Below are 12697 nucleotides of genomic sequence, written 5' to 3' on the forward strand. Positions count from 1 at the left end.
CGTTAAAAAACGGATCCTTTCGCGCGCAAAAAAAAGGAAATCCGCTTTTCTTCAGATTTCCTTTCTTTTCATTCGAGTTCGGACTCGACCGGGGTGACGACGGGATTTCCCTGCGCGTCGACCAGGACGCAAATTCCCATGGCGCCCAAGGTGTTGCTGGCCATCAAATAGTTGACGCCCGTTTCCCGATCTACAAGAATGACTTGCGTGTTGGCTATCCCGTGGCGATACGTTTCCACGAAACGTTCCTGCGTTTTCATTTCAAATCCTCCTTTTCCCCTTCACTATACGCCATTTTTGCGCGAAGCGATGTCAAAGGGATTTGACATTAGCACATTTGCGGCAAATATTCCCGAATCTGGCGCTCCCAGCTCGGCCAGTCGTGCGGCGTGTCGTATCCCCAGAAGTCCGTTTGGATCTGAATTCCCTTGCTCCAGCAAATATCGGCCAGCTTGCGCAAATCGGCGGCGCACTCGTTTTCCCACGCGCCTTGCCCGACGACGAAAACCGCCTGCGCCCGATTGTATTTCGGGATGTAGCCGTGGGCCGGATCCATGTTGGACAAATAACCGCACGGGTTGTTTTGATAGGCGTTGAAATCAACATGCCCGTCGTAAAAATACGGCGACATGTCATAAAGGCCCGAGAGCGCGAGCACTTGCGTGAACGTGTCCGGAAACCGGAAAAACAAATTGCCGGCGTGAAATGCCCCCATGCTCGCTCCCATCACCATCACGCTTTCGCCCGCGTCTTTTCCGGCTTTGGCTTTCGCGCTGGGAAGCAGCTCCTGCATGACGTACTGCACCCAGTTTTCCTGTTTTTCCATGCGCGGCGTCGTGGCGTCAAAGCTCGACCACGATTCCAGATCGACGGAATCGACGGTCACGAATTGAATGCGGCCCTGGTCGATCAAATCTTGAAGGAGCTCGAACATGTGCCGGTCCTCCCATTCAAAAAAACGTCCATCCTGACAAGGCACGACCAGGCATAAACGGCCAGCGTGGCCATACATTTTGAATTCCATATCCCGATTCAGAAACCGGGAGTATTCTTTAAAATAGCGAATTTGCATCATTCTCACCCTTTCCTTTCCCGGTGCCATTATACCATACAATGGCGATTCTTTCGTTTTGAGTGGGTTTCGTTGTGTTTTTAGCAGGCAAAGAGTATAATGGCAGTGCTAAAAATTATGAAAGCGAGTGAAACGATGCCTGAAAAAGAAAAAATCTTAAATATAGCTGTGATTGCCCACGTTGACGCCGGCAAGAGTACGCTGGTCGACGCGTTTTTGCGCCAAAGCGATGTGTTCCGCGACAACGAGGAAGTCGTGGACTGCGTCATGGATTCCAACGATTTGGAACGGGAGCGCGGAATCACGATTTATTCAAAAAACTGTTCCGTCATTCACGATGGCGTAAAAATCAACATTGTCGACACCCCGGGCCATGCCGACTTCTCCAGCGAGGTGGAGCGGATCATCCGGACGGTCGACACCGTCATCCTGCTGGTGGACGCCAGCGAAGGCCCAATGCCGCAAACGCGGTTCGTGTTGTCCAAGGCGCTGGAAATCGGTTTGAAGCCGATCCTGCTCGTGAACAAGATCGACAAAAAAGACCAGCGGGCCGAGGAAGTCGTGGACGAGGTGTACGAGCTGTTCCTCGACTTGAACGCCAACGACGAGCAGCTCGAGTTCCCGATTTTGTATGGCGTGGCGCGCGAAGGGATCGTTCAGTACGATATGGACACGCCAAGCGAAAATATCGACCCGCTGTTTGACACGATTCTCAAACATTGCGAGGCGTATCCCGATTTGGACGAGGAACCCGTTCAAATGCAGGTTTCGGCACTCGCTTACGACGAGTACATTGGCCGCTTAGGAATCGGCCGCGTCTATCAAGGCACGTTGAAGCCGGGCCAGCCGTACATCCGCTGCAATCAGGAAGGGCTGGAAAAGAAGGAGTCGATTTCGAATCTTTTCGTCTACAAAGGCCTTTCGAGAACGCCGGTCAAAGAAGCCCATTCGGGCGATATCGTCGTCATCGCCGGCATGCCGGACATTTCGATTGGCGACACGATTTGCGATCCGGACCACGTGGAGCCGATGGACCACATCGCAATCGAGGAGCCGACGTTGTCAATGAACTTCCACGTCAACACGTCTCCTTTCGCCGGACAATCCGGAAAATACGTGACGTCCAGAAACTTGAAGGAGCGTCTGGAAAAAGAGCTGGAAGTCAACGTCGGTTTGAAAGTCGAGCCGACCGAGAGCGCCGACTGCTTTAAAATCAGCGGCCGTGGCGAGCTGCACATTTCGATCCTGATCGAAAACATGCGCCGCGAAGGGTACGAGCTGGCCGTTTCGAAGCCGGAAGTCATTTTGCACCGCGATGAGAACGGGCAAAAAGTCGAGCCAGTCGAGGAAGTCGTGTGCATCGCGCCTGCCGAATACCAGGGCACGATTATCAACCAGCTGAACTTGCGCAAAGGCATCATGCAGGACATGGAAGAGGAAAACGGCTACGTTAAAATCACGTATACCGCGCCGACCCGCGGCTTGCTTGGTTTCCGGACGCAGTTTATCAACGATACGCACGGCGAAGGCACGCTGGTGCGCCGGATTTCGGGTTACGAGCCATACAAGGGCGAGATCACGCAGCGTATGCAGGGTGCGATGATTTCCACGGAAACGGGTTCGGCCATGACGTATGCGTTGTGGAATTTACAGGAACGCGGGCAGCTGTTCATCTCGCCGCAGACGGATGTGTATGAAGGTATGATTATCGGCGAGTCGGCGAAAAACATCGACCTCGATGTCAATCCGCTCAAAAACAAGAAGCTGACCGCCATCCGAAGCAGCGGACGCGACGAAGGCATGTTCCTGACGCCGCCACGCGTGTTCTCTTTGGAGGAGGCGCTGGAATGGATCAACGATGACGAGCTTGTCGAAGTGACGCCGGACGCGATTCGTATCCGCAAAAAAGGATTGACAGCGCAAGATCGCAGAAACTTGTACCGTCAGAAAATGGCGCAGAAAAACGGATAAACCCAACCAAGAGTCTTGCGAAAGCGGACTCTTTTTTTATTGTACGCGCAATTCCAGCGCGCCGGTAAAATGCTTGGCGTCAATCTCGATCAAATTCGTTCCCGCCTCGCACTCGATCGTTTGAATGAACGATTCCCCTTCACCAAGCACTTCGCTTTGATCCCCTTTTTGCCAGCGAATCTCCAAATTTCCACTTTCCCCTTGCGCCACCGCCTCGATTCGCAATGTCTGCGCCTCGATCGACGTGCCGCCAAATATCGTTTCCACACCACTGAAATCCTTGTAAAAAGCCGAATACGTCCCTTGATACGAATCCTCCAGCTTGCGATCTCCGACCAGGCTTCCATCCGGATCGAGCGCGAGCGTGCCAGTCGTTTCCACGACGGCGTTGTATGTTTCGAGCCATTCCGCTTTCGAACAGCCGCCCAGTCCTGCCAGCAGCACGACTGCGGCACACAAAGTCAGCTTTCGCATGCTCCCACCTCCTTTCCTTCTTCAAGAGTATAAAAAACGATCCAGGTGAAATCATGACGGTTTTGTCGGTTTGGCGAAAAAAAAGACCCGTCTTCGGATCTTTAGAGGTATTGTTTGGCAAGCTGCTCGTATTCGCGCTGTTTTTCGTCATCGTGCTTGTTTTTGTAGGACTGCGCCAGCAGCAAATAGCACGTTCCCTTTTCGGAATCGGGAATTGTTTTGGCTAGTTCGAGCAGCTCGTCGACCAAATCGCCTTTATGGGTAATATACACTTCGTACATGAGCCTGGCGCGGTGCGCTGTCTTCTTGTCGAAGTGCTGCTTGATTTCCTGGTAAAGCGGTTTGGCTTTGCGCCGGTCCTGCTCGTATATGAAGTATTCAAACGCGCGCATGACGATTTCCTTGCGCTGTTCCGGTGTCGTCTTCATGGCGAGCATTTTGTCCAGCAGCGCGTCGATTTGCTCTTTGTCGTTGGTCATTTGCGCGACTTGCAGTTTGAGGTGGTCGCGGTTGTACAGTGGAAACAGCCACTTTCCTTTCCACGAGTCGATCGAGGCCAGAATCCGGTCAAACTTTCCTTCCCCAAACCACTGCATGTACTGGTTTTCCGTCCGGGTCTGGACGATTCGCTTGACGACGGAGTAAATGACGACGCCAATTAGCAAAATCACGCCAAGCTGAGCCCATCCATTCATTGTTTCATCACATCCTTCTGTTCACCAGTATACACGATTGTTTCCAAAAAAACCGGAATCAGTGAAAAAAACCACGATACGCGTCTTTGAAAGCGAGCCACCCAGGCATAAAAATGTAAAGAAAAACCGCCAGCGTTCCCGGCATGCCAAGCATGAATCCCGAGACGACGATGAGTGTTTGCACGACGAGCACGCTCGCGAACATGAACAGTCCGCGGCAATACGACCAAATCGGCCAAAAAAACAAGAACGTGCCCGTCATAAAGTATCGCGGCCGAAACCACTCCTGCACGGTCGCAAGGGAGAAAACCGAGGTGCCTAGCAACAAAAGCAGCAGCGTGCACACCGGCACAAACGCCGCCATCCGGTTGTCGTGCAAGTCGATTTGCCGGCGGTTCGCGGCTGGATTCTCCCGTTTTCTTTTTTCTAAATAAGGAATGAACATAAAAAGAATCTCCTCTCTTTGTGATTCCCGTTCGTTTAAGTCTTGCTTAACTACATACATCATACGTGACTATGTTGTTTTTATCAATTAATCTAAATAAATTATTTTATGGGAGAATTTGGAATAATTATTAAAAAAAACAGACCTCTTTCGAAGTCTGTCGCGAACTATTGATTTTGGGTCGCCTTGAATTTTTCGATCAGCTCTTTTTGCTCGTCGCTCATTTCTTTTGGCAGCGTCACTTTGATTTGCGCGTATTCGTCGCCTGTCGCCTTGGCGGTCTTGACCCCTTTGCCTTTTAGACGGAATTTTTGTCCAGGCTGCGTTCCGGCCGGGATCTTGATTGAAACCGTTCCGTCAATAGTCGGCACGTCGATGCTCGCTCCAAGCAGCGCGTCCGTAAAGTCAACCGGAATTTCCACGTAGATATCCTCGTTTTCACGCCGGAACGTTTGATCCGGACGAATGTGGACGTTCAAATACAAATCGCCATCCGGTCCGCCATTCAAACCGGCCAGTCCTTTTCCGGACAAACGAATCTTTTGTCCTTCGCGGATGCCTTGCGGAATCTTCACTTCGTATGTGACGTTCTTTGGCGGATTGACGCCGTCGTTGATGGTGAAGGAAACCGTTTCCGGACCACCTTGCACCGCTTTCATAAAGTCGATGTTGATCGTGGCGTTCAAATCCTCCCCCTTCATCGGACGTGGCGAGTAGTCCTGGTAAAAGGAGCCCCGGCCCGCGCCGCCCTGGCCGCCAAACATGTTGTTGAGGAAGTCGTCGTCGAAACCAAACGGCCATCCGTTTCCTGGTCCGAATCCGCCTTGCTGTCCCTGGTTGGACCAGGAATATTTATAGGAATTCAGGATTTCCTCGTTGAAGTCGGCTTCGATCGCCTTTTCACCGAATTCATCGTACATTTCCCGTTTTTTCGGATCCGACAAGATTTCATACGCCTTGTTGATTTCCTTCATCTTCGCTTCCGCTTCCGGGCCTTTGTTCAAGTCCGGATGGTATTTTTTCGCCAGTTTTTTATATGCACTTTTGATCTCTTTTTCGGTCGCGCCTTTCGAGATCCCCAATACTTCATACAATCCTTGTGTCATACTTGATCCTTTCCAGAAAAATCCCTAATGATCTCTGATTCCTTTTTATTTTAGCACAATCAAGTCCGGATGGAGTTTCACACGCTTCCACCAAAAAAGTCCGCTTTTTTCAAAGCGGACAAGAAAATGTCAACCGGGCTTCAAAACCTGCCCCATTTGTTCTTCGGCAATGAGGTTCTCCACCTTTTTCGGGCCCCAGACAATGTAGAGAAACCGGTTCTTTTGCGAAACTTCTTCCAAAAAATTGATGAACTCGCTCCATCGTTTCACCCCTTCAAACCGGTGCTCCACCTCCACGATCGCCGGCGTTCGAAACCCAAGGATCCGGCGCTTCAGCTGCGCCTTGTCCATCGGCTCGATTTCCAGCGCCTCGCGCAAGAACTCGTACGGATCCTTTACCGATTCGCAATCAAACAGAATCTTTTTCATGCTGCTCGGCAAAGGCAAGGACGCGTTCAAACAGCGCCTCCAAATCAAATTCATGATTCGAAAACGTTTCGAATTCGCGCAGAAGCGCCGCCATATGACGCTGGTCCTCCTCGATGGATTCGACGAGTTCCGGATGAAGCGACAACTCGTTGATCCGATGGTCGACTTCGCTTGGCGTCTTGCGCAAAATCCGCTTTTTTTCCAAAGAAGCCACCATTTGCGAAACCGCGGCCGCGGATACCTTTAAATAGGACGCCAGGTCCTGCATCGTGATAGGCGTTTTCGCGGTATAAATGTACGCCAGCATATCCAGATCCTTGGATTTCATCGTCGGATACAGCTTCAGCTGATCCTTCCAGGCTTTTCGAATACGCTGCACAATCAAAAGCATGAGCTCGTATCTCCGCTCATTGGACAATTCAGGCTGTGTTTGTTTTTTATCCATTGATTTTTTTCTCGATCGAAGCTAGCTGTTTTTTCGCGATCGCGAGTTGTTCCTGATACGTGGACAGCTTGTTTTTCTCCGCATCGACCTTTTCCTTTGGTGCCTTCTCCACGAATCTTGGGTTCGAAAGCATCTTTTCTCCACGAATCACTTCTTTTTCCAGACGAACGATTTCCTTTTCCCATTTTGCCTTCTCTTCTTCCAAATCAATGAGATCCGCCATGGCGACCGTCAAAATCGCGTGGTCGATCGTCCGGGACAGCACATCCTCGGTTGGCAGCTGGGCGCACACTTGCACATGCGCCATGCCTTCGAGCAGGTTTTTCAGGTTTTCCGGCAGCTCGATGGCCGCGCCTTTTTCATCGTGCAAGGAAATTTCGATCGTTTCCGAAGGCTTGAGGTGGTATTCGTTTTTGATTTCGCGCACCGCGCTGATGGCGCCAATCAGCATCTCCATCCGGTCCATTTCCTGGGCGCTCATTTTCACGTCGACAGGTTTTGGCCACGCTTCCGTGTTGATCGAATCGTCGGCGTTTGGCAAATTCGAATAAATTTCCTCGGCGACAAACGGAATGAATGGCGACAGCAAAATCAAAATGTTTTTGAGCACGAGCGCCAGCGTCGCTTTCGTGCTTTCCACTTCGGCCGCGTTGTCGCTGCGCAGCGCCGGCTTGGACAATTCGATAAACCACGAGCAGAAGTCGTTCCATACGAAGTTGTACAGCTCGTTGCCCGCGATCGACAACTCGTAACGATCCATATTGACGGTCACGCTCTCGATCGTTTCGTTCATCTTTTCCAAGATCCATTTCGACGCCGGCGTCAAGTCGTCGACACGCAAAGGCAAGTCCTGCCCATCCAGCTGCATGAGCACGTAGCGCGACGCGTTCCAAATCTTGTTGATGAAGTTCCACGACGCGTCGATTTTTGTTTCGTCGTAGCGCAAGTCGAGTCCCGGCGCCGAGTTGGTCGTCAAGAAGAAGCGCAGCGCATCCGCGCCCTTGTCGGCGATCACGTCCATCGGATCGACGCCATTGCCAAGCGACTTCGACATTTTGCGCCCTTGCGGATCGCGGATCAAGCCGTGAATGAGCACTTCTTTGAATGGCCGGTTGTTCATGCAGTAGCGGGTCTGGAACGCCATGCGCGCCACCCAGAAGAAAATAATGTCGTATCCGGTGACGAGCACATCGTTCGGGAAATACCGGTTCAGATCGGCTGTTTCTTCCGGCCAACCGAGTGTGGAAAACGGCCACAACGCGCTGGAAAACCACGTATCGAGCACGTCTTCGTCCTGAATCCAGTTTTCCGGATCTTTCGGATCTTCTATGCCGACATAAATTTCACCGGTTTCCTTGTTCGTCCATGCCGGAATCCGATGTCCCCACCACAGCTGGCGGGAAATGCACCAGTCCTCGATGTTTTCCAGCCATTGCTCGAACGTGTGGTTAAAGCGTTCCGGCACAAACGAGATTCGCTGCTCGCCTTGCTGGTTTTTGAGCACCTCGTCGGCGAGCGGGCGCATCTTGACAAACCATTGTTTCGACAAGTACGGCTCCACGATCACGCCTGTGCGCTCGGAATGCCCGACCTGGTGCGGGTGCTCCTCGATGTGGTCGACCACACCGTCCTTTTCAAAATCGGCCACGAGCGCCTCGCGGCATTCGAACCGGTCCATGCCTTCGTACTTGTGGGCCATGGCGTTCATCGTGCCGTCGTCGTTCATGCAGATCGGCATGTCGAGTCCATATTTTTTCGCGAGCGCGAAGTCGTTGGGGTCGTGAGCCGGCGTACATTTCATGACGGCCGTTCCAAATTCCATGTCGATGTAGTCGTCGGCCATGATTGGCAGCGCCTGTCCGTTGGCCGGGTTGATGGCGTGCTTGCCAACCAGGTGCTTGTAGCGCTCGTCGTCTGGATGAACGAAGATCGCCTGGTCGGCGAACATCGTTTCCGGGCGCGTCGTGGCGATGACGAGTTCTTCCCCGGTTTCCACAACTTTGTATTTGAAGTAATACATGTGGCCCATGATTTCCTTGTGCTCAACTTCGATGTTGCTCAGCGCGGTGCGGGCTTGCGGATCCCAGTTGATGATGCGCTCGCCCTGGTAAATCAGCCCGTCGTTGTACAGGTCGACAAACACTTTGCGAACGGCTTGCGACAGTCCTTCATCCATTGTGAAGCGCTCGCGCGTGTAGTCAAGCGACAAGCCAAGCTTGGCCCACTGTTTGCGAATGGTGGAGGCGTATTCCTCCTTCCACTCCCACGCCCGGTCCAGAAATTTCTCGCGGCCGATGTCGTAGCGGGAAATTCCCTCGTCTTTGAGGCGGGCGTCGACTTTGGCTTGCGTCGCGATGCCGGCATGATCCATACCGGGCAGCCACAGCACGTCAAAGCCTTGCAGGCGCTTGTAGCGCGACAAGATATCCTGGATCGTCGTGTCCCAGGCGTGTCCGAGATGGAGCTTGCCAGTTACATTGGGTGGCGGGATGACGATACAATACGGGCTCTTCGTCAAATCCCCCGCGGTAAAATACCCCTGGTCAATCCATTGGTCATAGCGGTTTTCCTCCACTTTCGTGTGGTCGTATTTTGGTTCTAGCATACTCTCTTCCTTTCCAAATAAAAAAAAGCACATCCCTAAGGACGTGCTGCACGTGGTACCACCTTAATTCGCATACGGACGTATGCCTCAAGACCTTAACGCGGTCGCACGGTTTCTCCTACTAAGCTCAGAGAACGGCTCCTAAACTACCTTCGCCTGCCTTTCATATCTTCTTCCACCACCCGAAGACTCTCTATCAATCCGTCCAGACTACTCCTTTTATTCAACGCCGTTTCCAATAGTCTATCACATCGTTTTTTGAATGTGAACCTCCTCGTTTGTTTTTTCGTCAAAATCAATTTCTTTCGTGGCCACGCTTTGGGAAAACATGGTGTCGTGCTCCACAAACAGCATCGTGTAGCCGCTTTCTTGCAGCATGCGTTCGATTTGTTCGCGGCTGTCGATATCCAAATCGTTGAGCGGCTCGTCCCACACGTAGAGGTGGGCGGATTCGCACAAACTGCGGGCCAGCATGATTTTTCGCCGTTGGCCGGCGGAAAGCGCTTCAAGCGGATGGGTCAGTTCCGCTCTGGAAAAGCCAAACTTGCGTAAAATCGTCATAAACAAAGTCCGGTCGATGGCGTAGCGCGCGATGTAGCGTTCAATGGATCCTTGCGCCTCTTCCACGGTTTGGGCGACATAGGAAACCGTTAAATCAGCGCTTGCCTCGATTGTCCCTTCATACGGGCATTGTCCGACGATCGCTTTAAGCAGACTGCTTTTTCCCGACCCGTTGGCACCGCAAAGCCGGATCCGCTCGCCTTGCCCGATCGAAAACGTCTGGCTTGGCGTCGACCAGGTTTCATAGACGACGCGAACGCGTGTCAAGTGCATCAACGTCGATTTTTTATAGTCGCGTGTTTGGATGCGCAACGTCTCGGGCTGCTCGTCGCTTTTGATGAGCTTTCGCTTTTCCTCGACGGCTTTTTCCTTTCGGGCTTCGATGGCTTTGGAGCGTTTCATGAGTTTGGCAGCCTTGTGTCCGACAAACCCTTTGTCGGCGGCGCCGATCTTTTGTTTTTCTTTGGCATTCGACCAGCTGCCGGCCATACGGGCTGAAGCCTCCAGCCGCTTGATTTCATGGCGGAGCCGCTCGTTTTCAGCCCGGTCTTTGGCGAGCATGTTTTCATGATCGAGATGCCAGGCGGAGAAATTCCCTTTTCGCACGTCCACGCCCTGGGGTGTCAGGGCGACGACGTGATCGACGCAGTCATCGAGCAGTTTGCGGTCGTGGCTAACAAGCAGAAACCCACGCTTGGATTTTAAATAGGCGCCGAGAATTTGTTTCCCTTTTTCATCAAGATGGTTGCTTGGCTCGTCGAGTAGCACGAACGCGCCTTCTTTTAAGAAGAGGGCGGCTAGCATACAGCGGATTTTTTCTCCTTGCGAAAGCGTCTCGAATGGCTGCCATAAAAGATCGGAGCGCAATTCGAGCCGGGCGCATTCCTTTTGGATTTGCCATGGCTGCGCGCCGGACACATCCTCTAAAACGTCGGTCGTGACCCGGGATGGATCGGCAATGGCGTAAGGAAAAATTTCAACCGGGACGGGACAGTCGACCGTTCCGGTTCCGGAAAGTTTTTTGCAAAGCAGGTTTAGAAGGGTCGTTTTTCCATTGCCGTTTTTTCCGATGAGTCCGCAGTTCCAGTTCGTGTCGATGGAAAAGGACACGTCTTGGAAAAGGGGATCATCAATGGATTCATATTGAAACGTTAAATGTTTGACGGTAATCATCGCCATAGTTTTTCACCTCCAATAACACAAAAGACCGCGAAGAAAACTTCGGCGGTCTTTTGTGAACTGATTTGAATTTGAAAAACGGATCGGCTTTACGATCCTTTGATTTGGCATAGTAAAAAGATGGAAGTTTTCTGTTTTTAAATTTTTTTCGAAACAGAACCATTCAACATCTTCTCACCTCTTTCAAACGTAGTATACGGAATGATTTGCGGAATGGCAAGTCCGAAAATCCATTGTTTTTCATGAAAATTCCAGTTTTAGGGCCACTTTTTCCAGTTTCTTGTCATCATGAAAACGGGCTGTTATGATGAAGGTGCCAAAAGAAACGGCAAGAAAAAAACGGTTAAAACATAGAGAAATTCTATGAAGGATCAACATTAAAATCGTCAAACTTCCTCGACACAAAAGTCGCTAAAATGAACAAAACGATCTTGACGAGCCGATTTGGAAAGAATGAGATGAGGGAAAAACTCTCGTTACAACAAGCGAAATTCAAAAAACCGGATTGAAGAGATCAAAAGAAAAAGACGGAAACGGCATTGAACGATCAACAAATCGAATGAGCAGATCTTGTTTGTAAAGAAAGACGAGATTTCGAAAGGAACAGCCGGAAAGTCAATGAAAAAATGGAAGAAGCAGGATTCCAAAGCGTGTGAACACGGAACGAATCAAACCCAATAGGCGAAGTAATTTGATCCCCTGGCAAACACTTAACAAGTTGTATTCGCCGGGCGCATAGAAAAAGATCTATGTCGGATCGAATGAAAAATCGTCAAACTTCCTCGACACAAAAGTCGCTAAAATGAAACGTCAACAACGATCGAAAACGGAAATCTTTTCATTAAAAAAGATGAGGAGGAAATCTCATCAAGCACAATGACAATATAAAGGAATCCAAACCGATCGACAGCATGAAAATGGCAGCAGGCGGATACGAATGATGAAGAAGATCAATCGTCACAAGCGAAAGCATCTGAAAGGAAAGATGGACGCGATAACCAAGCGAAAAGAATAAGTCCAGGGCATGCGAAAACAGGAAGAGAAAAATCCACATCAAAACGTGGTACATATAGAAGGACGAGAAAACATTCATCCAATAACATGAAAGAGTCCGAAAGGACTCTTTTAATTCGGGCATCCGGTTCCCTTCCTTCTTCTTGCCGGAGTAAAATATCGTTAGAAGAAGAGGTAAAAAACATGATTCAATACGTATTTGAAGGGACAAAAAGCCGGTCCGCCGCCTACAATGACGGCCAGCTCATTGGTTTATGCCAATACCAGGTCGACGGCGACCGCTGGATCATTACGCATACGGAAGTCCAGCCCGAATTTGGCGGTCGCGGTATCGCCCGCGAACTCGTCATGATGGTCGCGCGCAAAGCGAAAGAGCATGGCTTCACCCTTGTTCCCGTTTGCTCCTACGCGGCCAAAGTTCTCGACCAGCAGCAACAGTAAAAGAGTCCTTGCGGACTCTTTTGTTTGTCTTATTTCAAATTTAAACGCGACCGGACGATTCGCGCCTGCTGACGGGTCAGCCCTTCGGCCTGCGTTTGATACGCCTCCTCGATCGGAATGTTGAATTTTTTGGAGAAGCGCCGGATGGCGTCGACCGACGCTTTCACGGCGCCTTCTTTTCGCCCTTCATTTCGTCCTTCCTCTCTTCCTTTTTCAATCAATCCCTGGCTCAAGTTGCACATTTTCCTCACCCTCCTTTG

12 protein-coding genes and 1 other annotated feature are annotated in these 12697 nt (G+C 51.0%); of the genes, 2 read left to right on the forward strand and 10 right to left on the reverse strand.

What is annotated here, in order from left to right; genetic code table 11:
* Nucleotides 1-68: 68 nt before the first annotated feature.
* On the reverse strand, nt 69-260 hold the full coding sequence (locus ABNS49_RS04850; protein WP_135980792.1) for a DUF6440 family protein: 192 nt from the start codon (nt 258-260) through the stop codon (nt 69-71).
* 68 nt (nt 261-328) lie between these two features.
* Nucleotides 329-1075: an alpha/beta hydrolase-fold protein gene (locus tag ABNS49_RS04855; RefSeq protein ID WP_168353622.1), complete on the reverse strand. Its 747-nt coding sequence runs from the start codon at nt 1073-1075 to the stop codon at nt 329-331.
* A 132-nt stretch (nt 1076-1207) separates the two neighbouring features.
* Between ABNS49_RS04855 and typA the strand changes: the two genes are divergently transcribed.
* Nucleotides 1208-3043 (forward strand): translational GTPase TypA, encoded by a 1836-nt coding sequence (gene typA / locus ABNS49_RS04860; protein WP_135980798.1) that lies wholly within the window; start codon nt 1208-1210, stop codon nt 3041-3043.
* Between the two features lie 36 nt (nt 3044-3079).
* On the opposite strand, the gene ABNS49_RS04865 is transcribed toward typA, so the two are convergent.
* The 8 genes from ABNS49_RS04865 to abc-f form a co-directional block, all read right to left on the reverse strand.
* The gene (locus ABNS49_RS04865) at nt 3080-3517 is read right to left on the reverse strand and encodes a hypothetical protein (protein WP_135980790.1); all 438 of its coding nucleotides are present in this window, start codon (nt 3515-3517) and stop codon (nt 3080-3082) included.
* Nucleotides 3518-3618: 101 nt separating this feature from the next.
* A complete protein-coding gene (locus ABNS49_RS04870) occupies nt 3619-4212 on the reverse strand; it encodes a hypothetical protein (RefSeq protein WP_135980789.1) in 594 nt (197 codons plus the stop codon).
* A gap of 58 nt (nt 4213-4270) precedes the next feature.
* Nucleotides 4271-4657, reverse strand: a complete 387-nt coding sequence (locus ABNS49_RS04875) for a hypothetical protein (RefSeq protein ID WP_135980788.1) — start codon at nt 4655-4657, stop codon at nt 4271-4273.
* Nucleotides 4658-4824: 167 nt separating this feature from the next.
* On the reverse strand, nt 4825-5763 hold the full coding sequence (locus ABNS49_RS04880; protein ID WP_135980787.1) for a DnaJ C-terminal domain-containing protein: 939 nt from the start codon (nt 5761-5763) through the stop codon (nt 4825-4827).
* A 129-nt stretch (nt 5764-5892) separates the two neighbouring features.
* Nucleotides 5893-6192, reverse strand: coding sequence for a hypothetical protein (locus tag ABNS49_RS04885; protein WP_135980786.1), 300 nt, complete (start codon nt 6190-6192; stop codon nt 5893-5895).
* Nucleotides 6173-6637 (reverse strand): MarR family transcriptional regulator, encoded by a 465-nt coding sequence (locus tag ABNS49_RS04890; RefSeq protein WP_135980785.1) that lies wholly within the window; start codon nt 6635-6637, stop codon nt 6173-6175. Before ABNS49_RS04890 ends, ABNS49_RS04885 begins: the two co-directional genes overlap by 20 nt.
* Entirely contained in the window at nt 6630-9242 is a 2613-nt protein-coding gene (locus ABNS49_RS04895; protein ID WP_135980784.1) for a valine--tRNA ligase, read from the reverse strand. Before ABNS49_RS04895 ends, ABNS49_RS04890 begins: the two co-directional genes overlap by 8 nt.
* A gap of 34 nt (nt 9243-9276) precedes the next feature.
* Nucleotides 9277-9478, reverse strand: a binding site (T-box leader).
* Between the two features lie 10 nt (nt 9479-9488).
* Complete coding sequence (abc-f, locus tag ABNS49_RS04900; RefSeq protein ID WP_135980783.1) at nt 9489-10982, reverse strand: ribosomal protection-like ABC-F family protein; 1494 nt, start codon at nt 10980-10982, stop codon at nt 9489-9491.
* A 1101-nt stretch (nt 10983-12083) separates the two neighbouring features.
* Here abc-f and ABNS49_RS04905 point away from each other — a divergent pair.
* Nucleotides 12084-12437, forward strand: a complete 354-nt coding sequence (locus ABNS49_RS04905) for a GNAT family N-acetyltransferase (RefSeq protein WP_277820834.1) — start codon at nt 12084-12086, stop codon at nt 12435-12437.
* Nucleotides 12438-12697 lie beyond the last annotated feature (260 nt).

Source organism: uncultured Dubosiella sp. (assembly GCF_964018005.1).
Taxonomy (GTDB): Bacteria; Bacillota_I; Bacilli_A; order Erysipelotrichales; family Erysipelotrichaceae; genus Dubosiella; species Dubosiella muris.

Excerpts from the sequence above, each read along its gene's own strand:
- ABNS49_RS04850 (WP_135980792.1), bottom strand. The coding sequence starts at position 260 with ATGAAAACGCAGGAACGTTTCGTGGAAACGTATCGCCACGGGATAGCC.
- ABNS49_RS04855 (WP_168353622.1), bottom strand. The coding sequence starts at position 1,075 with ATGATGCAAATTCGCTATTTTAAAGAATACTCCCGGTTTCTGAATCGG.
- typA (WP_135980798.1), top strand. The coding sequence starts at position 1,208 with ATGCCTGAAAAAGAAAAAATCTTAAATATAGCTGTGATTGCCCACGTT.
- ABNS49_RS04865 (WP_135980790.1), bottom strand. The coding sequence starts at position 3,517 with ATGCGAAAGCTGACTTTGTGTGCCGCAGTCGTGCTGCTGGCAGGACTG.
- ABNS49_RS04870 (WP_135980789.1), bottom strand. The coding sequence starts at position 4,212 with ATGAATGGATGGGCTCAGCTTGGCGTGATTTTGCTAATTGGCGTCGTC.
- ABNS49_RS04875 (WP_135980788.1), bottom strand. The coding sequence starts at position 4,657 with ATGTTCATTCCTTATTTAGAAAAAAGAAAACGGGAGAATCCAGCCGCG.
- ABNS49_RS04880 (WP_135980787.1), bottom strand. The coding sequence starts at position 5,763 with ATGACACAAGGATTGTATGAAGTATTGGGGATCTCGAAAGGCGCGACC.
- ABNS49_RS04885 (WP_135980786.1), bottom strand. The coding sequence starts at position 6,192 with ATGAAAAAGATTCTGTTTGATTGCGAATCGGTAAAGGATCCGTACGAG.
- ABNS49_RS04890 (WP_135980785.1), bottom strand. The coding sequence starts at position 6,637 with ATGGATAAAAAACAAACACAGCCTGAATTGTCCAATGAGCGGAGATAC.
- ABNS49_RS04895 (WP_135980784.1), bottom strand. The coding sequence starts at position 9,242 with ATGCTAGAACCAAAATACGACCACACGAAAGTGGAGGAAAACCGCTAT.
- abc-f (WP_135980783.1), bottom strand. The coding sequence starts at position 10,982 with ATGGCGATGATTACCGTCAAACATTTAACGTTTCAATATGAATCCATT.
- ABNS49_RS04905 (WP_277820834.1), top strand. The coding sequence starts at position 12,084 with ATGAAAGAGTCCGAAAGGACTCTTTTAATTCGGGCATCCGGTTCCCTT.